General features: G+C 42.3%; 18 protein-coding genes. 2 read left to right on the forward strand and 16 right to left on the reverse strand.

From position 1 onward, the window contains the following. Positions 1-15 precede the first annotated feature (15 nt). The 11 genes from G6R08_RS09445 to G6R08_RS09495 all read right to left on the reverse strand — a co-directional run bounded on the left by G6R08_RS09445 (position 16) and on the right by G6R08_RS09495 (position 14,591). Entirely contained in the window at positions 16-1,167 is a 1,152-nt protein-coding gene (locus G6R08_RS09445; protein ID WP_163527752.1) for a thiolase family protein, read from the reverse strand. Next, positions 1,168-2,637, reverse strand: a complete 1,470-nt coding sequence (locus G6R08_RS09450) for an AMP-binding protein (protein ID WP_163527753.1) — start codon at positions 2,635-2,637, stop codon at positions 1,168-1,170. A 66-nt stretch (positions 2,638-2,703) separates the two neighbouring features. Beyond that, the gene (locus G6R08_RS09455) at positions 2,704-3,279 is read right to left on the reverse strand and encodes a biotin transporter BioY (RefSeq protein WP_163527754.1); all 576 of its coding nucleotides are present in this window, start codon (positions 3,277-3,279) and stop codon (positions 2,704-2,706) included. A 160-nt stretch (positions 3,280-3,439) separates the two neighbouring features. Next, positions 3,440-3,814 carry a PH domain-containing protein gene (locus G6R08_RS09460; protein ID WP_163527755.1) on the reverse strand — a complete coding sequence of 125 codons (375 nt, stop codon included), beginning with the start codon at positions 3,812-3,814 and terminating at the stop codon, positions 3,440-3,442. Positions 3,815-3,976: 162 nt separating this feature from the next. Then, positions 3,977-5,896: a glycoside hydrolase family 13 protein gene (locus G6R08_RS09465; RefSeq protein WP_163527756.1), complete on the reverse strand. Its 1,920-nt coding sequence runs from the start codon at positions 5,894-5,896 to the stop codon at positions 3,977-3,979. Between the two features lie 22 nt (positions 5,897-5,918). Then, positions 5,919-8,357 carry a glycogen/starch/alpha-glucan phosphorylase gene (locus tag G6R08_RS09470; RefSeq protein ID WP_163527757.1) on the reverse strand — a complete coding sequence of 813 codons (2,439 nt, stop codon included), beginning with the start codon at positions 8,355-8,357 and terminating at the stop codon, positions 5,919-5,921. A 22-nt stretch (positions 8,358-8,379) separates the two neighbouring features. Further along, positions 8,380-9,816 (reverse strand): glycogen synthase GlgA, encoded by a 1,437-nt coding sequence (gene glgA / locus G6R08_RS09475; RefSeq protein WP_163527758.1) that lies wholly within the window; start codon positions 9,814-9,816, stop codon positions 8,380-8,382. An 82-nt stretch (positions 9,817-9,898) separates the two neighbouring features. Then, the gene (gene glgD, locus G6R08_RS09480) at positions 9,899-11,005 is read right to left on the reverse strand and encodes a glucose-1-phosphate adenylyltransferase subunit GlgD (protein ID WP_163527759.1); all 1,107 of its coding nucleotides are present in this window, start codon (positions 11,003-11,005) and stop codon (positions 9,899-9,901) included. 13 nt (positions 11,006-11,018) lie between these two features. Continuing rightward, the gene (locus G6R08_RS09485) at positions 11,019-12,179 is read right to left on the reverse strand and encodes a glucose-1-phosphate adenylyltransferase (RefSeq protein ID WP_163527760.1); all 1,161 of its coding nucleotides are present in this window, start codon (positions 12,177-12,179) and stop codon (positions 11,019-11,021) included. Further along, positions 12,169-14,088: a 1,4-alpha-glucan branching protein GlgB gene (gene glgB / locus G6R08_RS09490; protein WP_163527761.1), complete on the reverse strand. Its 1,920-nt coding sequence runs from the start codon at positions 14,086-14,088 to the stop codon at positions 12,169-12,171. Before glgB ends, G6R08_RS09485 begins: the two co-directional genes overlap by 11 nt. 191 nt (positions 14,089-14,279) lie before the next feature. After that, positions 14,280-14,591 carry a YrhK family protein gene (locus tag G6R08_RS09495; protein WP_163527762.1) on the reverse strand — a complete coding sequence of 104 codons (312 nt, stop codon included), beginning with the start codon at positions 14,589-14,591 and terminating at the stop codon, positions 14,280-14,282. A 146-nt stretch (positions 14,592-14,737) separates the two neighbouring features. Between G6R08_RS09495 and G6R08_RS09500 the strand changes: the two genes are divergently transcribed. Together G6R08_RS09500 and G6R08_RS09505 are read left to right on the forward strand one after the other, a co-directional pair. Continuing rightward, positions 14,738-15,766, forward strand: coding sequence for an LLM class flavin-dependent oxidoreductase (locus tag G6R08_RS09500; protein WP_163527763.1), 1,029 nt, complete (start codon positions 14,738-14,740; stop codon positions 15,764-15,766). Between the two features lie 3 nt (positions 15,767-15,769). Further along, positions 15,770-16,486 carry a 3-ketoacyl-ACP reductase gene (locus G6R08_RS09505; protein ID WP_163527764.1) on the forward strand — a complete coding sequence of 239 codons (717 nt, stop codon included), beginning with the start codon at positions 15,770-15,772 and terminating at the stop codon, positions 16,484-16,486. Between the two features lie 53 nt (positions 16,487-16,539). On the opposite strand, the gene G6R08_RS09510 is transcribed toward G6R08_RS09505, so the two are convergent. The 5 genes from G6R08_RS09510 to G6R08_RS09530 all read right to left on the reverse strand — a co-directional run bounded on the left by G6R08_RS09510 (position 16,540) and on the right by G6R08_RS09530 (position 22,190). Then, positions 16,540-17,358, reverse strand: coding sequence for a carbohydrate ABC transporter permease (locus tag G6R08_RS09510; protein WP_079529163.1), 819 nt, complete (start codon positions 17,356-17,358; stop codon positions 16,540-16,542). A 54-nt stretch (positions 17,359-17,412) separates the two neighbouring features. Then, the gene (locus G6R08_RS09515; RefSeq protein ID WP_079528952.1) at positions 17,413-18,306 is read right to left on the reverse strand and encodes a carbohydrate ABC transporter permease; all 894 of its coding nucleotides are present in this window, start codon (positions 18,304-18,306) and stop codon (positions 17,413-17,415) included. Positions 18,307-18,394: 88 nt separating this feature from the next. Further along, positions 18,395-19,735 carry an ABC transporter substrate-binding protein gene (locus G6R08_RS09520; RefSeq protein ID WP_163527765.1) on the reverse strand — a complete coding sequence of 447 codons (1,341 nt, stop codon included), beginning with the start codon at positions 19,733-19,735 and terminating at the stop codon, positions 18,395-18,397. A gap of 367 nt (positions 19,736-20,102) precedes the next feature. Further along, complete coding sequence (locus tag G6R08_RS09525; RefSeq protein WP_163527766.1) at positions 20,103-21,491, reverse strand: hypothetical protein; 1,389 nt, start codon at positions 21,489-21,491, stop codon at positions 20,103-20,105. Beyond that, positions 21,492-22,190 (reverse strand): ABC transporter ATP-binding protein, encoded by a 699-nt coding sequence (locus G6R08_RS09530; RefSeq protein ID WP_163527767.1) that lies wholly within the window; start codon positions 22,188-22,190, stop codon positions 21,492-21,494. Positions 22,191-22,316: the final 126 nt, after the last annotated feature.

Consider the following 22,316-nt stretch of genomic DNA (forward strand, 5'->3'; position numbering starts at 1 on the left):
TATCAAAAAACCTTGCTATACTATGTCTTCCATTGATTCGAATAAAGTCGCAAGCCCCATTCCACCGCCAATACCGAGCGTAGCGAGTCCTCGACTTACCTTGCTCCCCCTGGCTATCTCAGACATTAACCGTGTCACGAGTATGGATCCTGACGCCCCATAAGGATGCCCTAAAGCCAGTGCGCCACCGGATTGATTCACTTTTTCGTATGGAATTTCCAGGCTATTTAATGAAGCTATAACCTGAGAAGCGAATGCCTCATTGAATTCCACAAGGTCAATATCCTTTGAGCATAATCCCTGGCGCTTCCACAATTTTTTCACAGCAGGAATCGGGCCAATACCAAGCAAGTGAGGATCTACCCCCGCTGTCGTACTATCAACAAACCGAGCTATTGGCTTTAGACCTAGCTCGCGGCATTTCTCCCGAGACATCACCAGGACGGCAGCCGCCCCATCATTCATTGGGCAAGCATTTCCTGCGGTTACCGTGCCACCATGCTTAAAAACGGGTGCAAGAGTAGATAATTTTGCAAGGGACGTATTTGGACGTGGACCCTCATCTTGATGTACTCCATCTATTGCAATGACCTCCTCCTCAAATCTGTTTTCATGTTGGGCCTCAACAGCCTTCATATGACTTAGATAAGCCCATTCATCTTGTTCTTTACGTGTGACACCATAATGTTCAGCCACATTTTCAGCCGCTTCTCCCATCTCAGGATCTCCTATTGATTCAGGGGAGAAACGTGCTCGCGTATAGAGTTCAGGCCCTCTTGGGTCATGAATAGAGACAGGTTTCTTCACTTTCCATGGTGCCAGACTCGTACTCTCAACCCCTCCAGCGATAAAAATGGCTCCAGCACCTGACTGAACTAAACGTGCTGCTAGATTAATCGCTTCTAGACCGGATCCACACTGCCTGTCTATCGTTACACCAGGAATAGTCACGGGTAAGCCGGCTTCTAACGAGGACAGCCGTGCGATATTCCCTCCAGGCCCTACAACATTCCCCAGGATCACATCATCGATTTCAGCAGGATTGATCCCCTCTATTAAACTTTTGAGAACTGGTTTAATGAGCTTTTCAGGTGGAAGGTGGGAGAGTATTCCTCCAACCTTTCCTATCGGTGTCCGCTTCGCCTTGACTATGACTGCATCCTTCATCTAACTGCTCCTTTTAGGGATTTGAAGTTTCTTCCTGGCTATTTTTCCGCTTCCTGTATAAGGGAACTTTTGTAACTGGATCCATTCTTTTGGGCATTTATATTTAGGCAAAACCTTAGCTATGTAAGCATTCACCTCGTCCATAACTAATTTCCTTCCTTCTGCAAGAGTCACAAAAGCCACCACCTTCTGACCCCAATACTCATCCTCCACACCCAGCACAGCAGCTTCTTGAATAGCCGAATGTCTTTGGATCACCTGTTCCACCTCTTCAGGGTAAATATTAAGGCCACCGCTAATGATCATATTCTGTTTCCGACCTTTTAGGATGATATGACCTTCTTCATTAACAAATGCCAGATCATTAACCGTGGCCCAATCACCATGAAAAACCTTTGCCGTTTCCTCAGGTCGATTTACATATCCATTGAACACCCATGGACTCTTCACAAACAGAGTACCAACTTCCCCTTGGGGTACAGGTTGTCCGCTGTCCGAGAGAATTGAAATCTCTACACTCGGGAAAGGCTTCCCGAGCGAACCTTCAGGCAGAGTGTCGTCATTCACCTTACGAAAGCTAACGAAACTTAATTCAGAAGCCCCGTAAAATTCATAAACAGATGCATGCGGAAACACTGCACTAACTTTTTCCTTAGAATGACCTCTCCACTTTGCCCCAGAAGAGATTAATGTAGTTAAATGATTGCTCACCTTACTGCCCCTTATCCTAGTCAATGCTTCAAACATAGTCGGAACCATATACATTACCGTAATGGATCTTGTATGAAGAAGTTCCCAAACTTCGTCCGCAGAGAAAGAGGAACACAGATGTAAGGTGGACCCTATATGTAAACACTGCATAGCAGCATACAGAAAATGTGAATGAACAAGGGGGCCAGGACATAGTATCTTATCTTCTTCTGTTAAGGAAAAAACCTGACGTCCCAGGGAGAAACAATCCGCCCAGGATGCATGACTTCTTATAAAACCCTTCGGCTGTCCTGTAGTACCTGATGTATATCCTATATAAAATGGGTCCTGACCGGAAAAATCACTCACCACCTCACCAGTTGGAGAAAGCAGCTCTAAAGCTTCTAACGTAAAGGTTTTAACTGTATTTATACCTTCAAATTGATGAGCAAAAGCCTGATCATAGACCACTAGATCTGGTTCAGCATCTTTTATAACCTCGGATAACTGGAGTGGACTCCATTTAGGGTCGAATGGAATTGCAATCCCTCCCATTGAACTGATGGCTATAAATAGTTTTATCCATTTTGGTTCATTAGGAAGCAAGTACCCAATCTTTTTTCCCTTGCCTTTAGGAAATAAAAATGTGAGTTTACGCTGAAGGAGTTGAGTAGACTGATAGAACTCCTTATAACTGATTTGCTCCCTCCACGTTTCTATAGCTATCCGCTCAGGATATCTCTCAGCTACTTCTCTTATGCTCGTACCGATAACAGACACTCTGCACACCTCTCTCTACTTTTATGTCTTAAAAAAGGTTTGCCCCGAATAAGGCAAACCTTCTTCTTAGGCCGCTTTAGATGTTTTATGAATACGTCTGTCCATTTCAATTAATGGATAAACCCGATTAATTTGTTTAGCTAGTAAGGAGGCTGCAACAACCTTTACAAGGTCACCTGGGATAAAAACCAATGCCGCCCATGCCGCCTTAGCCCAAGGCGTTTCTGTCATGATGGAAAGGTAGGTCACCCCAAACGCGTAAACTAAGATAATTCCCCCCACCACATTAATAGCTATATAGAGGCCTATATTGAGCTTTTTCCAGAAAAGTTCTACAAAAGCCCCAATGAAAAAAGCTGCAATTGGCCAAGCCATAATATAGCCGCCGGAAGGACCGAAAAGCACCCCGAGTCCTCCTCGACCTCCTGAGAGCAATGGTACACCGATTGAAACGAGTAAAACAAAGACTAATAGACTTAACCCGCCCCGTTTGGCACCTAATATAGAGCCTGCCAGCATTACTCCTAGAGTTTGCGCCGTTATAGGTACTGGCGTAAAAGGTGTGACAATAGGCGGCAGCAAACCTAGCGCCCCGATTATTGCCGCAAATAAAGATGCATAAACCATTGTTTTGAGCTTCACTATCAACACCTGCTTTTCAATATGTATGTAGTGAAGATATCTTATTCATAACAAATTGTCAACTTGATTATATTTACGGTTAACCTATAGTTGGCGATTCTAAAGTTAACAATAAAAAGTCAGCTTTTCCTATACTACTGGAAAAGCTGAACTTTAAAATTTATAACACATACTCAGCAAGGCTTCTTTGTACTTCTTGAATTGGGCTGTCTTTCTTAAACGTTTTCCCAATTGGTTCACTGCTTCCAGACAACCATATTTTCAGCTCCGACTCTAAGTCAAAGCCACCAGCAGTTTCTACACTAAAATGGGTAACACTCTTGTAAGGAATCGAATGATACTCTACTTTCTTCCCTGTCATTCCTTGCTTATCAATTAAGATTAAACGTTTATTTGTGAAGATAAAAGAATCTCTTAATACCTTATAACCACTTTGAAAATCTTCGCCGTCTACAAGTACTTCTTCAAGCTCTTTGGCAATTTCCTCGCGATCAACTTCACTTGCGTTTCCCATTAAACCATCTAGAAACCCCATTATTATCGCTCCTTCGTTTAAGAAATTCACTAGTTTATAGACAAGTATAGCATGCGTGGTTTCAAAAATTCCAAGCTTCACCATGTGGTAGTTATATAAAATTGTGGGTAAAAGAAATAGGGTATTGCCAACTTGGTTCACATCTCACTTTTAACATTCTGCCTAATTCAAACGCCTTAGCAGTAAACTTTCACAAGGTTCAAGTGTGATCGTCAATTCATTTTGTTTCACGTGGAACATTTGGTTTTTGTTAATCAAGTGCTGCCATTTTCCTTTTCGTGCTGGCAAGGTCACTTGTCTTTCCTGACTAACATTACGATTCATTATATATAATAAATGCTCGTCGGCTGAGGGATCCCCAAAATGATCAACCCCGTGTTCAATTAAACGTTCATAGCCATAGACATCTTCGTGTGGAGTGAGCGAGTTCCAACTCCCTGTTCTAAGTGATGGATGTTTCTTTCTTATGTTTCCGATCGTTTTATACCACGAAATCAGATGCTGATCTTCCCTGCCCCATGGGTAAGGTTTACGATTATCAGGGTCTTCTCCCCCAGTTAAACCAGCTTCATCTCCATAATATAAAGAGGGGACGCCAGGGAAGGTATAGAGCCAGAGGCTTAGCGCCTGTATCTGTTTACGAACTAATTCAGCTCTCTTATTACTATCCAAATCCTCTGGCAAAAATTCGGCTAGCAGTGTTTTAATTCGCTCAACATCATGAGTGGACAACATATTCATGAGAGAATAAAAGAATTGTTTGGGATAATGCTCACTTAGAGTCAGAAGACGACGATCAAGGTAATAAGCATCTACCTCGCCTTTTATAAAACCAAGCATTACATCACGTAAAGGATAATTCATGACAGAATCCAACACTCCGCCTAAGAAATAGTCCCTTCGTTTTCCATAGGCTGTTTTATTGGATGCATCCTCCCATACTTCACCTAATAGTACACTCGACGAATCGTACTCCTTAAGCTGACAATTGATCTGCTTAATCAAATCATCCGTCAGTTCATCTGCCACATCTAGACGCCAATGCTTCACACCGGATCGTTGCCACGTCTTTATCACACTGCTATCTTCGTGAATCAGGAAATTCCGATAGCTTTCATCCTCTTTATTTAAGGTCGGCAGCGTCCCAATTCCCCACCATGCCTGATAATTGTCAGGATAATCATAAAAGTTGTACCACGAATAATAGGGAGATTTCATAGATTGATAGGCTCCAACTGTTTCATACTGACCTCTCTGGTTAAAGTATTTGCTATTACTCCCTGTATGACTAAATACACCATCAAGCATGATTTCAATCCCCAGATCGGCTGCCTTTGTCATTAGCTGCTCGAACTCTTCTTTCGTACCTAGAAGAGGATCTATCTTGTGGTAATCACCTGTGTCATAGCGATGATTGCTTTCAGCCTCAAAGACAGGATTCAAATAAATGACCGTAACTCCTAGCGATTGTATATAGTCAAGTTTTTTAATAATTCCATTTATATTCCCGCCGAAAAAATCCCAACGAACCACTTCTTCTTGATCGTTTCGAATATAAAAGGGATCGTTATCCCAATGAGTATGCATTAAACTTGACTTAGGGGCGTCTTCAAGCTGTACTTTTCCTGAAGCATAGAATCGATCAGGGAAAATTTGGTACATTGTTGCATGCTTCCACCATGAGGGAGTCTCATAACTAGGATCGTACACTGTAATCTGCCAGGAGGGGGGAACCTCTTTATGAATTTCTCCTTCCCCGCTTTCCTCATTATTCAATCGACCATAATAAAGAACTTCCTCCTCTATTTTCACCTCAAAGAAATACCAAACGAGCTGAGGTTCCTCTGGCATGATTATACTAGCTTCAAAGGAACTGCTCGGGTGCTTCTCACTCACTCGATCCATTTCGATTGTTTCTTCTCGATCTGTTTTATCGTAAATATAATGCAGGATCACATATGAAACAGGATGTCGGTGATTAATATCGATCGTTAACGTAACAGAAGAGCCATTTGGAGCTGCACCAAATGGTTCTCGGTACGTAAGGTCAAAACTATTATGATAAATATCCTGAGGCTTCACAATAGACGCTCCCTTCCCAGTTTTACCTTAATATTTTCACAGGCTGTATATTCCATATTTGTGATGCATATTTTTGTATGGTAAGGTCACTGGAAAACTTCCCGGAATAAGCAATGTTTTTTAAGCTCTTCACATTCCAGTCTCGTTTTTGATGATAGTCATAACCAATTCTCTGCTGAGCAGCTATATAACTAGCAAAATCTTTAAGAACAAAATATTCATCATTGTGCGTGAGCAGCGAATCATAAAGATCCTGAAATTCTGTTTCACCTCCTGAAAATGGACTATAGCTTACAAGTTGATCTATTGTCCTGCGAACACGTTCATCGGTCTCATACACTTCTCTGGAAGAATAACCATCACGGTGTGCATAATGAAGCACCTCTTCTGAACTAAGTCCAAACGTATAAATCGCGTTATCTCCAACTAATTCATGAATCTCAACATTGGCTCCATCCATTGTGCCCAGTGTCAAAGCCCCGTTCATCATTAGTTTCATATTTCCTGTCCCGGATGCCTCTTTACTCGCCGTTGAAATTTGTTCACTAACATCCGTCGCCGGGATAATTCGTTCAGCCAGAGACACTGAATAATTTGGCAGAAAGACTACTTTCATTAGCCCTTGTACGTCCGGATCATTGTTCACCACATCTGCAATCGTCGTAATGAGTTTGATTACCTTCTTAGCAAAGTGATAGCTAGGAGCTGCTTTTGCAGCAAAAATAAAGGTTCGAGGTGTCATCTCAAAGGATGGATTTGATTTCAATTCATGATAAAGGTACATAATGTGAAGGGCATTTAGCAGTTGGCGTTTATAGCCATGGAGCCGTTTGATATGAACATCAAACAGAGACTGCGGGTCGACGGTAATATCGGTAACATCCTTAATAAATGCAGCCAGCTTGTTTTTATTTTGCTGTTTAACCTTTCCTAATTGATCTAAAAAAGCTGTGTCCTCTTTCTTTGCAAGTAAATCCAATAACCGTTCGGGTTGAGCAACCCAACGGTTTCCAATCGCTTCCGTAATATGGTCCGCCAGCGATTGATTAGCGTGCATAAGCCAGCGCCGGTGAGTAATACCGTTTGTTTTATTATTAAATCGCTCAGGAAAAACATCATAGAACTTCTTCATTTCTCGCTTTTTTAAAATTTCCGTGTGCAGTTTTGCAACTCCGTTCACACTGTGGCTCCCCACGATCGCCAGGTGAGCCATCTTTACCTGACCGTCAGCAATGATTGCAAGCTGTGCAATTCTTTCAAAGTCACCCGGGTCCTGCGTCCAAACTTTTTGGCAAAATCGCTCGTTAATTTCTTCAATAATCATATAGAGCCTTGGAAACAGCTCGCGTACTAAGTCAATCGGCCACGTCTCCAGCGCTTCACGTAGTGTAGTATGGTTCGTATAAGACACGGACGATTGTGTGATCTCCCACGCGTCCTCCCAAGTCAATCCTTTTTCATCAATGAGAACGCGCATCAATTCAGGAATAACGAGAACAGGATGAGTATCATTAATATGAAGAGCGGTTTTTTCCGGAAAAGAAGAAAGCGGAAGCCCTAAACGCTCAAATGAACGAAGCACACTTTGCACACCAGCTGAAACGAGGAAGTACTCCTGCTTCAATCGCAGCCTCTTACCCTCTTCATGGGAATCGTCGGGATAGAGAAAATCAGAAATTTCCTCTAAAGATCGCTTTTGTGTAAGAAAGTTACCAAATTTAGTTTGCTTAGAAGCTTGGGCTAGTGTGTCCTCATGTGTCGCCTCAGCTGACCATAACCGTAGTGTATGAACGGTCTCATTCTGATAGCCGATGACAGGCACGTCATATGGAACAGCTCTCACTTGCTCATAGTCTTTGTGCTCAAAAGTCAAAAGACCTTCAGAAGTTATATCTGTATCTACATAACCGCCAAATCGAACTTCAACAGCTTCTTCGGGACGGCGCACTTCCCAGATATACGAATCAGTAAGCCATGGATCTGGCAGTTCAACTTGATAGCCATCGATCAATTTTTGATCAAACATACCATATTTGTACCGGATTCCATACCCATGACCAGGCAGCCCCATAGATGCTAAGGAGTCCAAAAAGCAAGCGGCTAACCTGCCGAGTCCGCCGTTGCCGAGTCCTGCATCATTTTCTTCCTCTTCAAGATCCGCCAGGGAAAAGCCTAAATCCGTCAAACCTTCCCTTACTAGTGACAGCACCTGTAAATTCAACAAATTGTTGCTTAACAGACGCCCCATTAAAAATTCCATCGAAAAGTAATAGACTTGCTTAGGTTGTTTTTTCTCATATTGCTGCTTCGTCTGCAGCCAATATTTATTGATATGATCTTTAACTAACGCACCGAGGGATCGATACGCATCTTGTTCTGTCGCTGTTTTTACTTCTTTCCCGAGTGTAGTTCTCAGCTTTTCAGAAAAGGCCTGTATGAATTCCTCTTTGCTGTTAAACATACCGTCTCCTCCATTCATTCGTTCACTGCTTTTGAAGCGTCGATTGGTAGACCTCACCATATCGACGCGCAGAATACTTCCACGGGAATTGAGTTTTCACCATATTTTTTACAAGCTTTTTCCACACATCTTCTTCGTGGTAAAGCTCAAGCGCACGGCGGATCGTAAACAACATGTCGTGAGCATTATAATTTGCAAAGGTGAACCCATTCCCCTCCTCTGTTTGTTCATTAAACGGCTTGACTGTGTCTTTGAGCCCGCCTGTTTCCCTGACGATAGGTACAGCTAAATAGCGCAATGCGATCAACTGGCCAATCCCGCACGGCTCAAAACGGGAAGGCATAAGGAACATATCACTCGCTGCATACACCTGCCTGGATAGCGATTCACTAAACATAATATTCGCGGATACCTTCTCTGGATACTTTACCTGGGCCCACTCAAACATTTTCTCGTAATCGTATTCACCTGTACCTAGAAGCACCAACTGAATATCCTCGTGATATAAAAGCTCGTCCATAACTCTGGCAATAAGGTCAAATCCCTTTTGCTCAACAAGCCTGGAAACAATCCCAATCATAGGAACATCTCTCCGCACAGGCAACTGCAGCTTTTCTTGTAACCACATTTTATTTTGAACTTTTTTCGATAATGAACTTCGAAATGGGAATGCCAGAGATTCATCACTTAGTGGATTGTAATCTTTTGTATTAATCCCATTTACAATCCCGGCTAACCACTCCGATTGTTTTCTAAGTACTCCGTCTAAGTTTTCCCCATAATAAGGGGTTTGAATCTCTTTTGCATAAGTTTCACTTACTGTTGTGATCGCATCCGCATAATTTAAGGCGCCCTTCATAAAATTGATATCTCCGAAAAACTCTAACCGATCCTCTGTCATCATCTTTTCGTCCAAATCCATCAGGTCGTGCAGGACTGAATCGGCAAAGACCCCCTGATACTTCAAATTATGAATCGTAAACAATGTTTTCATACCATTTAATTTTTCATCATTTTGATAGTGAGTATGCAGGAATACAGGTATTAGGCCAGTCTGCCAATCGTGACAATGCAGAATATCAGGACTCCAGTCAAGTGCTCGTACCATCTCAAGTACTGCCTTATTAAAAAATACAAATCGTTCCGCTTCATCCTCATACCCATATAAATTGGAGCGTTTAAAATAATACTCATTATCGATAAAATAGACAGGGATTCCGTCATACTCCAGATACTCCACTCCCGCATACTGGTTCCTCCAGCCAATCTGTATATTCAGTTTATGTAACAATGTCAGCTGACTCTTCCACTCCTCCTCCATTTCTTCATACTTAGGCAGCACAACCCGAACTTGATGTCCCTGCTCCACTAGCGCTTGAGGTAAAGACCCAAGCACGTCTGCCAGACCACCCGTTTTAATAAAAGGCGTACACTCTGATCCAACCATTAATACGTTCATCTATGACCCACTCCTCAGCTTTCGTTATTATGTAAAAGGGAACTGCCGGAATCGTAGCTTCAGACAGTTCCCTTCTGGAAATCTACATGGTTTTACGTTTCGCTAACACAAAGGGTTTTTCTGGTGCACCAATTAACGTACGTCCTTGCGATATTTTACAATCCTTATCCAAAATGACATTTTCAAGCACTGCTCCACTGCCAATTTCGCAGCGCTGCATGATGATCGAATTTTTTACAACAGCCCCTTCTCCTATCTTGACTCCACGAAATAGAATACTGTCTTCTACCTCGCCATCCACTGTACATCCATTCGCCACAAGCGTATTTGTGACGTTTGAATTCGGGGAATACTTCGATGGTGCTTCGTTTTTTACTTTTGTAAAAATAGGGGATTCTTCTTTGAATAGTTCATTATGCTGGGCGTCATTAAGCAGGTTCGCACTATGGCGATAGTAACTTTCCACTGAATTTATCAGGGCATGGACACCTTTATACTCATAGGCATGAATGTGAATATCCGGAAGCCTACCTTTGATTCCATCCAGAAAAAAGTGTGAGCTTCCATGAGCAATCCCCTCTTCTATCAATTCGTGCAGAAAGTTTTTATCAATAACATACATATCCATATACACATTAGAACTCTGTTTGTCATTATGAATTGCTGTAACTCTTTGATTCCCATCAAGACTGAGTTTATGAGCCAGGTTATGTTCTGGATATATTTCTTCCACCTTTTTGTATATAACCGTAACTTCTGCGTTCGATTCCTTGTGCGCTTCAAGAACGTCTTGATAGTTGATATTACAAATGTTTTGAGAGCCAGACACAAGAATATAGTCAGCATACGTACGATGAATAAAGTCAATGTTATTATGAAAATGCTGAAGGTCACCCCGGGAAATATCAGTCGGGTCGTTCCAATCGGGGGGTAAAATAAACAATCCGCCGCGCTTCCGATCTAATTCCCATGCCTTCCCCTGCTCCAGATGGTCCATTAGAGAACGATATTTGCGACGAGTGAATACGGCTACCGATTCAATCCGTGAATTCGTCATATTCGAAATCGCAAAGTCAATCATTCGGTAACGGCCCGCAAAGGGAACCGCTGCTCCGCACCTGAAATAAGTGAGTTCATCTAGTACATCCTGTTCATGATCTAAGTTTATAATGCCGGCCATACGATCCATGAGATTCTCCTCCTTAATGATTGGCTGCATAACTGGTTGCCATGACACTCCCTTCATCTGCAATTAATGTGATATCACTCTCAGGGGATGGGTTGCCGATTACAGCATTGTCCTCAATCACACTACCTTCCGCAATAATAGACCGATAGATTCTTACATTTTTACCTATTTTCACATTAGGCATAATCACTGAATCTTTCACAATCGACCCTTCATTCACATGTACTCCGTAAAATATGATCGACATTTCCACCTGGCCATAAATACGACACCCTTCATTGATCAGAGCTCCGCGTACGGTAGCTGCAGGAGAAATATACTGGGCAGGCTGGTTTGGATTCTTTGAGTATATTCTCCACGTTTGGTCATTCAGATTGAGATCAGGTTCTGCTTTCAGAAGATCCATATTGGCCTGCCACAAGCTTTCGACTGTACCGACATCTTTCCAATAGCCTTCAAAGGTGTAGGCCATCAGTTTCTTCTGATCAGCAAGCAAGGCAGGGATAATATCCTTTCCAAAATCATGAGAAGAATGACCTTTTTCTTCATCCTCGATCAGATACTTTTTCAAAACGTCCCAGCGAAAAATGTACACTCCCATGGAAGCGAGGTTGCTCATTGGATATTCTGGCTTCTCATCAAATTCTGTAATCCGTCCCTGGCCATCTGTGTTCATAATGCCGAAGCGGCTGGCTTCGTTCCAGGGTACTTCAATAACAGAGATGGTCGCATCCGCTCCACTGCCACGGTGGTAATCTAGCATTTCTCCATAATCCATTTTATAAATATGATCCCCGGACAGGATCAGGACGTGTTCAGGTTCATATTGGTTTAAAAAATCGATATTTCGATAGATTGCGTTGGCTGTTCCTGTGTACCAGCCGCCTCCCTCTGACTGCATATAGGGGGGAAGAACCGACACCCCGCCGTATTTACGATCTAAATCCCAGGAAGAGCCAATGCCAATATAATTATTTAATATTAGCGGTTCATATTGAGTCAGAACCCCCACGGTATCGATTCCAGAATTGGTGCAGTTGCTTAACGGAAAATCGATAATTCGATACTTTCCACCGAAGTATACGGCAGGTTTAGCGATCTTCTTAGTGAGTGATTTTAACCTTGTACCTTGACCACCAGCTAGAAGCATAGCGACGCATTCTTTACCTTTCATGGGACTCCTCCTTTGATTTCGATATACACTTCAGAAAACTTACCGCTAAGGGCGGAATCGTCATGTGAATATGGTGATCCTGTCCTTGCCAAGACTGCTTAGTCGTTTCTAGTTTGAGGCCATTCGTTTGGCCTGATCCTCCAAAATGAACCGCATCACTAGTAAAAACCTCTTTATATGTACCGTTTTCAGGTACACCGACCTTATAATCGCGATACACTTCCGGAGTAAAATTACAAACAACCACAAGCTGATCATTAGGTGATCGACTATTTCGCACAAAGGATATAATGCTTTGTTCAGCATTGTGCGGATCTATCCAGGAGAATCCCTCCTGCTCATGATCAAGCTCCCAAAGAGCAGGCATATCCTGATACAACTGATGCAGCTGCTGCATATAATTAAAGATTGACTTATGGGACTCATAATCCAAAAGTTCCCAGTCCAGGTCATCCATATCCTTCCATTCATCAAATTGTCCGTATTCACTTCCCATGAACAGGAGCTTTTTGCCTGGATGGGCATACATATAAGCGAGAAATAATCGTAGGTTTGCAAACTTTTGCCAATAATCACCGGGCATTTTATTGAGCAGCGACTTCTTTCCATGAACTACCTCATCATGGGAGATCGGGAGCACAAAGTTCTCAGAAAAAGCGTAATAAAGTGAGAAGGTCATTAAATGATGATGATGCTTTCGGTGAATCGGATCCAACTGCATATATTGGAGCATGTCATTCATCCATCCCATATTCCACTTATAATTGAACCCAAGTCCCCCTGTGTATGTAGGTGCACTAACAAGCGGCCACGATGTAGACTCCTCCGCCATCATCAACACATGGGGAACCTCCTCAAAGATGGCTTCGTTCATTTTCTTCAGGAAATCGACCGCTTCTATATTCTCTCTTCCTCCGTACTCATTGACGTCCCATTCGCCGCCTTCTTTCCCAAAATCCAGGTACAACATGCTCGCCACTGCGTCGACTCTCAGACCTTCCAGATGAAACTCTTTCAGCCAATAAATAGCGTTTGAGATGAGAAAACTCTGAACCTCATTTCTAGCAAAATCAAATGTTAGTGTTCCCCATTGAGGTTTTTCTGCCTTTTTCGTATCGGCATATTCGTACAAAGCTTCGCCGTCGAAGCGCCTTAGCCCGTGTTGGTCTTTACAAAAATGTCCAGGAACCCAGTCGAGGATCACCCCAATTCCATGTTCATGACACTGATCCACGAAATACCGGAAATCGTCCGGCGTTCCATATCTCGATGTGACAGCATAGTAACCAGTGGCCTGGTAGCCCCAGGAGCGGTCAAATGGATGCTCTGTCAAAGGTAAAAGTTCAATGTGTGTGTATCCAAGCTCTTTCACATAAGGAATCACCATCTCTGCATAGTCACGATAATTGTAGTAAACTTCCGTCTCAATATTCTTCCATGATCCTAAATGAAGTTCATAAATAGACAAGGGAGATTCATAGATATTCATCCCCTCACGCCGCTTCATCCAGTGCGCGTCGTTCCAATGATAATCATCAAGAGGATGCACAACCGAAGCTGTATGAGGACGAAGCTCACTTGCAAAGGCATAAGGGTCTGCCTTTAACTGCAAATGCCCATCAGCTGTCAAAATCTCATACTTATACAAGGTGCCTCTGGCTAATTCCGGAATAAACAAACACCATAATCCGTTATCGTTCAGCTTCTCCATAGGGTGGCGTCGGCCATCCCAATCATTAAACATCCCTACAACACTTACCTTTTCAGCATTCGGGGCCCACACTATAAAACGAACACCCGCTCTTCCACCAACTGTCATCAGATGTGCACCGAGGAGCTGATAGCTATAACGAAGATTTCCCTGATGAAACAAAAAAATATCATGATCTATAGCTGTTTCGTCTACCACATCTTCACTCCCCTATTCATATGCTAGAATTTCGATAACATAACTTTTTTATGTGTACTATAAGCATAAAAGGTTCTCAGGCCTATTACAATTAAAATTTTCTGAAAACTTTGTCACCTTATGATGGATTTTGCCGGTAATAAAAAAGTGAGGAAAAAGTCTTTGACTTTCCCCTCACTTACACATAATCATTATTGCTTTTCCTCATATTCTTTTTCATAGTGTTTCCTAAGTTGAAAGCGATGGAATAAACGAATGGTGGGGCGAATTAACATTTGCAAACTTCCTAATACAAATAGTGTCACTCCCCAGTCCTTTAAATGTTCAAAATAAAAGAACACACTGCCGATTAAGAACCATATGCCCAACAAAAAATCATTAAGCGTGTACAAACCGTCGTAGCCCTTTTTCACGAACAGATCGTGATCACCCATTTTGATATCTACATAATCCTGCTTGCTGTCCGTTTTGGCGTTAGCAGTTTGTTCCTTACGTGTTGGCATGAAGATCGCTCCTTTTTTGACATCTGTGTTGTATTTTTCCTAATCCATAGCATTATAAACTTTTTAAAAGCAGGATATTTTGAGACACGAATGAACATTGGTAAGATGAAGCTGTATTTAAGTCTGAGAAGAAGGAAGATGAGAACATGTCGGATAAACACGCACAAAATCAAATAAAAAATACACCGTTTTCCGTGCTCGATCTGGCTCCCATCACTGTTGGAAATACAGCATCTGATGCCTATAAAAATACGATCGATCTAGCACAGCATGTTGAACAATGGGGATATAACAGATATTGGCTGGCTGAGCATCATAACATGCCGTTTATCGCCAGTTCTGCTACCTCTGTTATTATTGGTCACGTTGCCGCCCATACAAAAGCGATGCGTATAGGCTCTGGGGGCATTATGCTGCCAAACCATGCTCCTCTCGTTATTGCAGAGCAATTCGGTACACTAGAATCCTTATTCCCAGGAAGAATTGATCTTGGCCTTGGACGTGCACCTGGAACAGATCCCGTTACCATCAGGGCTTTAAGAAGGGATTCGAGAAGTGATGGCAATGATTTTCCTCAACAGCTGCAGGAATTGCGTGCTTATTTTGATCCTGAATTGCGATCTGAACATAATCATGTGAGGGCCGTTCCTGGCGATGGCCTGGATCTGCCGATTTGGTTGTTAGGTTCAAGCGGCTTCAGTGCACAGCTGTCAGGCCAGCTAGGCTTGCCATTCTCATTTGCCAGCCACTTTTCACCAAATAATACAATGGCTGCCCTGGATTTATATCGTCGCAGTTTCAAACCATCAAAGGCACTTGAGGCCCCTTATGCGATGTTAGGTGTTAATGTTGTCGCAGCAGATACAGATGAGGAAGCTGAGTATTTAGCCACTACTCTTCAACAACAATTTTTAAATATCATCCGAAATCGCGAAACACCGCTGCAGCCGCCCGTTGAAAACATGGATGAGATTTGGACGGAGTATGAAAAGGCTTCTCTACAGCAACAATTAGGAGCTACTATCATCGGCAGCAAAGAAACCGTAAAGCGAAAGTTACAGTCGTTCATTGAGGAAACAACAGCAGATGAATTGATGATCACTTCTCAAATCTACGATCACCAGAAACGACTGCGCTCCTATGAAATTTTGTCCGAGATTAAGGAGGAATCGTAACATATGCAATCACTACAAGGAAAAGTTGCTTTAATTACCGGAGCCGGCCGTGGAATCGGCCGAGCTACCGCCATAGCGTTAGCAGAAGAAGGTGTACATGTTGGACTTGTCGGATTAACGGAAGCGAATATAGAAAACGTTTCAGCCGAACTTGAACATACCGGAGTAAAAAGGTCCATCGCTCAAGGGGATGTGTCCGATATTGAATCCGTAAATCAAGCCGTTAGAAAAGTGTCAAGTGAATTAGGACCCGTCGATATCCTGATAAATAATGCAGGAATCGGTAAATATGGTGGTTTCATGGACTTAAACCCTGAAGAATGGGAAAAAGTCATTCAAGTCAACCTGATGGGAACGTATTATGTTACACGAGCTGTTCTGCCAAGTATGGTAGAAAGAAAAAGCGGAGACATCGTCAATATATCGTCTACCTCAGGTCTAAGAGGCACTCCTACTTCAAGTGCCTATAGTGCTTCGAAATTTGGTGTGCTTGGCTTATCTGAATCGTTAATGCAGGAAGTCAGAAAGCACAACATTCGTGTAAATGCAATAACGCCAAGCCGGGTAGTTACTAACTTTTCTGGTCAATATCAAGAAAATGATGACACAGACCACCTTATGCAGCCAGAGGATTTAGCTGAATATATCGTTTCACAACTCAAACTGAACCCTAGAACTTTTGTTAAATCTGCCAGCTTGTGGGCCACGAACCCTTTTTAACAGAAAAAACTCCCTCCATGGGGCAATAAAGCCGCCTGAGGGAGTTTTTTTATTTACCCTTTGATCGCCCCTTCTGTCATCCCTTTAGCAATCCGCTGTTGGAAGATCGCGTATAGAATAATAACGGGAACGATAGCAATCGTTAAACTAGCAAAAAGAGTGCCCCATGCATTCGTATACTGGGCTTCACTGCTTATGAAATCAATCGCCAGTGCTAACGTGTAATTTTCTTCTGTTTGAAGAAAGATGAGTGCCATGAAATATTCATTCCAAAATTGAATCGCATTCATAATCGTAACGGTTATAATCCCTGACATGGAAAGAGGCGTAATGATTTTTAACAGAACCCCATAGGGTGAAAGCCCGTCTATAGCCGCCGATTCCTCCAGCGACTTCGGAATGGTACTCATAAAACTCGTTAATACAAAGATCGTAAAAGGAAGTTGACTGACAGCGTAGACAATGGCAAGCCCATATATATTATCGAGCATGTTAAAACGAGCAAGTAAGAAGAATAATGGAATCCATCCTAACACCATTGGAATCATCATAGCTGAAACATACAACGTAAACAGTAACTGACTGCCGCGAAACCGCAGACGTTCGATAGCGTAGGCGGTAGGGATCGCTAGGAATAGCGTTAACAGAGCGCCTACTACGGTTACAATTAAACTATTAAAAACACTTGTGTCAATATTGTATTCTGTCCAGGCTGTAGTGAAATTTTCCAGATTAAAAGATTTGGGCAGCCCCCAAGGATTAGCATAAATTTCTCCGTTCGATTTAAAAGACCCAATAAACATCCATATGATCGGATAAAGTACAGCAAGCGACCATAGAACCAATGGGATGCGAATTCCCGTTCTTGTCATGATGTGCCCAACACTATTGCGTTTCACATTCTCCCCTCCTTCGGTTCAATCCTCCTAGTATTCTACTCGCTCACGACGCATAAAGAATTGCAGGATCAATACTGTAATTAGTGACAGGATTAAGATCATAACCCCAATCGTTGCGCCATAGCCAAAGTTATATTGCACAAAGGCCTGTTCATATAAATAAGACCCCATGACGTGAGTGGAATTGTTAGGTCCCCCGCCCGTCATAATCTGAACGATAATAAACGACCCATTTAACGTAGTAATTACGATGTAAAGAATAGAGATTTTGATTTGCGGCCAGACAAGCGGCAAGGTAACTTTCCAAAACTGCTGCCATTCATTGGCTCCGTCTATTTCGGCTGCTTCATAATAACTCTTTGAAACATTCGCAATCCCGCCCATAAGCATTAGCATGAATAAACCAATCCCAGCCCAGACAGATGGCAGTACCAAACTGGGAAGGGCCCACTTTTCGCTCCCTAACCATGGCCGCGCCCAGTCTTCTAATCCGACAAACTGCAGCCCGGAATTAATCAGTCCCAAGCTTGGATTGTAAATGAACGTCCAAAGAATACCAATGACAACAACTGACATGATATTAGGAAAGAAGAAAACGATACGGTAAAATGGCGCTTCTTTTATCTTTAATTGGGTCAAGGCGACAGCAAAGAAAAGAGCCAGCACCATAATCCCCAGCACTTTTGCTGCAACGAGAAAATAGTCATGAACAATGGTCATAGGAATGATCTCATCATTTATTAATTGTATGTAGTTGCTAAACCCAATAAATTCCTTGTCCTGTGAAGCACCAGACCATTCAAAAAAAGAATAGTATAAACCACTGAACAATGGATATAGCGTAAAAATAGAAAACATCACAAAAGTTGGAATTAAACAAAAGGCTAAAAACAGATACTTTTGTTTTTTAGACTGTACCATCTTATCCCCTCTTTCTTTGGAGATATAAAGAAGTATGGAATATAAAGACATCAGCCTCTATATTCCATACCGTAAACATCTCACTTGCTTACTTGCTGTTTCGATACTCAGCAGCAGCTTCTTCTGCCTGCTGACAAAATTCTTCTGCTGTAATATTGCCCAGCATTAATGAGACTAACGCGTTACTAATCGGTGTTTCCAAATCGGCACTCATTGGGTGCGGCTTTTGATAGATTTGAACTTGTTCTGGATCGTTAATCATCGCATTCGCTTCGATTAAGTAATTCGGAACATTTTCGTTCTCGGACAAATCCACACCATTGATGTTCATAATCGCTCCTGTGTGTTCAGAGAATAAAGTAGCATATTCCTTCGTGAAGACAAAGTCTACAAAGGCTTTGGCAGCTTCAGGATTATCTGCTTCTTCAGCAATCGCAAGCGGACGCAAGTCAGGAACTACAGCGAAAGGTTCACCTGCATCCTGCATAGGGGAAGGAATAAATCCATACTTAAAGTCTTCTGGCTTATCTTTCTCCATTTCATTTGGCAGCCAGAACCCTACAGGAATAAAAGCATTCTTATGAAGAAGGAAGTTCATTTGCGATTGGGTATGGTTCAAGGCCCCAAATCCTTTATCAATATAGCCCTCTTTCTGCATTTGTTCCACTTTTTTCATAACTTCAAGAACGGGTTCACTTGTCCAGGCGCCTTCTTTCCCTGTAATCACGTCCTCAAGGAGTTGATCCCCGCCGGCAGCTCCAAAGGCTGGGTATAACATCCCGCGTAAGAAGTAATAAGGGTGTTTTCCAGTTGTCACAAACGGTGCAATATCTTCGCCTTCTTTAATCTCTCCCATAGTGCTCATAAAGCTTTCAAAGTCAGTTGGTACTTTATAGCCTTCTTCTTCAAACCAAGCTTCATCATACCAGGTTCCCCACGTATCAAAGACTAGCGGTAACGAGTAGATTTCCCCATCATATTTAGCCGGGTCTACAATAAAACTTTCTAAAATAGGTTTACCGTCGACTTCAACATCCTTCACCCAGTCGGTGAGATTCATCAGCTGTCCATCCTCAACCATCTGCGTTTCGCTGGAGCCAGCTCCATCAATATAAACAACGTCAGGTGGATCACCTGAAACCCAGCGCGATCTCATCTCTTGGTTAATATTAGGGCCCGCATGCTCCGTTACAGTTACATCAGGATACTCCTCTTTAAAGTCGGCAATGACTTCTTTCCACCATGAGTCCCCATACCCGCCAACAAAATACTGAATTTCAAGCTCGCCATTTACTTTTCCATCGTTCATAAGCTCACTGTTATCCCCTTCAGAAGACGCTTCTTCATCCGAGGAGCAGCCCACAACTAGAATTAAGCTAAGTATCGCTATCCACCCGAACAAAACAGGACCTTTGAGTACCTTCTTCAAGTTGCTTCCCCCTTTGATTTATTAAATATATGAAACGCATTAACCCTTGATGTCGCGGTTAATGTTGTTTCTAAACAACAACATAAATATTCATTCACTGCAGATTCAGTCGTCTACTGCTCAGAGAGGAACTAATTTATCACAGCCAATTTATGAAGCGCTTTCATAGTATTTTAAAAAATTTAAGTTGCTCTAATCATAGTCTTAGTGAACTATTTTGTCAATAAAATGACTGATAATTAGAAATTTTATTTCAATATAGTTTATTATACATAGTTCGATTTTATTACTGGGAGAAGAAAACATGAGCAATTAGAATAAAAAGCTTCTGTGTACCCCCCCATCTTTAATAGTAATGGGACTTACCTCAGAAGCTTTTATATTTTCCTATCCAGGGCAGTAAAAGAATAGCTAGCATAAACGGTGCAAAATAGATTCCCAAGCCTAAAACTGTATAACCAGCAAGTTGAAGGAGTTCATTTTTTCGATAATTGATCCGTTGTACTTTGTACATTCGCTCCCTGATTTGTCCGTGAAGTTCATGCACAGCCAGATACATCAACCCAATAACTTGAATGCATAGGCCTATGTTCAGACCAGCAAGCAGCCAACCGGTGATGAAAAAAGTGAGAACGAGTAAAATTACTCCTGTCACCGCCCATTTAAAATATGTCGCCCTCCAGCCCTTTTCTTCAATTGGGAGAATACGGAGAATCGGCTCCTGATGAAATTGTTCTTCAAAAAGACTCGCAGCAACTTCAATATAAATAAACAAAGCGATTGGCGTCGTAACGAGTAACATCCATTCGACTTGCCCCGGTAGAACCGTGAGAATTACGATACAAGTTACAATAGTGGTCCCAATATATTTAAACTGAGACTGCAAGTGGTTTCTCCAAAGCCTGTGATAGAGGGAATAAATGTTTGTGAATCGCTGCTTTGCTCGACGACTCCGCAGGTATGTTTGCAAGATACCGTAACGCTTCGGCGGTTTAATTTCTATTCTCGTTACTTGACTGATTAGTCTAATGTTCCAGACCCTCGCATCGTTAGCGCCAACCACTTTAGCCCAATCGACATGATGTAATACACGCGGCAGCAAATAGAAGTTAACTCCCACCATAACTATACATAGCGCAAAGCCCATAACGAGACCGCTCCAACCTGCCATTAAAATCAAATAACGTGAAAACCCAACGACAGCAAAAATCAACAACATGGTGAGAAATTTTTTCCACCGCGAAACAGAGTACATCTTCCAATGAATGAGTAGGCTAAGCCAGAAAAATAGAGTGTATATGGCCGCAACTTTTAGTAGAAACAGGAATGAAAATGGTGTGATGATTCCTATTAAACTACTTGCTGTAAACGCCACCGTGCAATGAACCAGTCCGCGTTCTGCTACCATGAGCCAGAACAACCGATTTCTTGAATGAGGAAGCACACTCAATTTTAATTCAGAAGAGGTAAAGCATATTCCCGGATGAAAAAAGGATTGACTGCACGCCCGTATTAATACTGCGAAAGGTAGTAACCATAGCCAGGAGGCGCTGGTAGTTTGCCAGGATTCGAACATGGGTATGAAATCTTGCAGCCACTCAAACATTATCAGCAGCATAACACCGGTATAAATAGCTAAATAAAAGGCGAGTGTCCAATCAAAGTTTAAGCTAAACGCTTGCTTATACAGATTGCGCTTCTTTCTAGCTCGCTCCTTCCTGACCCATCTGTACACAGACCAAGTTGAGGATTCCATTTATGTATGCCTCCGATCGAGCTCATGAAATTGCTCAACAGCTCCTGAAGAAGATACGGCACCTTCTTTTAACATCACAAATTCATCAGCCAGCTCACGCACCTTGTCCAACTGGTGAGTGGTTAACAAAATGCTCGTTCCGTCATTCTTTCGGTCTACTAGTAATCTCTCAAGATAAGCGCCCGCATAAACATCAAGCCCCATAAATGGTTCATCAATTAAAAGTAATGGAACTTCAGGCAGCAAAGCACAGATTGTTTGCGCCTTCTGTCTCATCCCTTTTGATAATGACTCAGGGTATTCATCCAGTTTATCGGTTAACTCAAATGCTTCTGTATATTGATTGACCCTTTGTTTGAATGAGTCATCAGGTATGTTGTAACTCTTTTGATAAAGTTGAAAATGTTGATAGACGGTTAATTCGCTCATTAACAATGGCTCTTCTGGAATATAACTGAATTGCCGCTTATAAAATGAAAATTGATCATCTTGATCGATTCCCGCAACCGATATTCTTCCAGCCGACTTTTCCTGTGAGCCAATAATCGCTTTCATCAGAGTGGACTTACCAGCTCCATTATGTCCGACTAATGCGGTAATGGTTCCCCGCGGAGTTCGAAAAGATACATCAGTTAGTATGTGATGATCCCGTATATAAACATCACAATTGTCAATAGACAGCACGTCTAATTCATTCATCCTTCTCCTCCTCCTACTGCCATTATCTTTTTATTATATACGAGTAGAGGCGTGCTTGGTTTCATTGCAACGGTAAATTCTGGTTGCAAAAAAGCCAGCCGCTTCCCGTAAAAGGAGACGGCTGGT

This window comes from Halobacillus ihumii, from assembly GCF_902726645.1.
Lineage (GTDB): Bacteria > Bacillota > Bacilli > Bacillales > Halobacillaceae > Halobacillus_A > Halobacillus_A ihumii.

Bases quoted from the DNA above. Each gene is read 5' to 3' on its own strand.
- G6R08_RS09445 (WP_163527752.1), bottom strand. From the start codon at position 1,167: ATGAAGGATGCAGTCATAGTCAAGGCGAAGCGGACACCGATAGGAAAG.
- G6R08_RS09460 (WP_163527755.1), bottom strand. From the start codon at position 3,814: ATGGGGTTTCTAGATGGTTTAATGGGAAACGCAAGTGAAGTTGATCGC.
- G6R08_RS09470 (WP_163527757.1), bottom strand. From the start codon at position 8,357: ATGTTTAACAGCAAAGAGGAATTCATACAGGCCTTTTCTGAAAAGCTG.
- glgA (WP_163527758.1), bottom strand. From the start codon at position 9,816: ATGAACGTATTAATGGTTGGATCAGAGTGTACGCCTTTTATTAAAACG.
- glgD (WP_163527759.1), bottom strand. From the start codon at position 11,005: ATGGATCGTATGGCCGGCATTATAAACTTAGATCATGAACAGGATGTA.
- G6R08_RS09485 (WP_163527760.1), bottom strand. From the start codon at position 12,179: ATGAAAGGTAAAGAATGCGTCGCTATGCTTCTAGCTGGTGGTCAAGGT.
- G6R08_RS09495 (WP_163527762.1), bottom strand. From the start codon at position 14,591: ATGCCAACACGTAAGGAACAAACTGCTAACGCCAAAACGGACAGCAAG.
- G6R08_RS09500 (WP_163527763.1), top strand. From the start codon at position 14,738: ATGTCGGATAAACACGCACAAAATCAAATAAAAAATACACCGTTTTCC.
- G6R08_RS09505 (WP_163527764.1), top strand. From the start codon at position 15,770: ATGCAATCACTACAAGGAAAAGTTGCTTTAATTACCGGAGCCGGCCGT.
- G6R08_RS09510 (WP_079529163.1), bottom strand. From the start codon at position 17,358: ATGACAAGAACGGGAATTCGCATCCCATTGGTTCTATGGTCGCTTGCT.
- G6R08_RS09515 (WP_079528952.1), bottom strand. From the start codon at position 18,306: ATGGTACAGTCTAAAAAACAAAAGTATCTGTTTTTAGCCTTTTGTTTA.
- G6R08_RS09525 (WP_163527766.1), bottom strand. From the start codon at position 21,491: ATGGAATCCTCAACTTGGTCTGTGTACAGATGGGTCAGGAAGGAGCGA.
- G6R08_RS09530 (WP_163527767.1), bottom strand. From the start codon at position 22,190: ATGAATGAATTAGACGTGCTGTCTATTGACAATTGTGATGTTTATATA.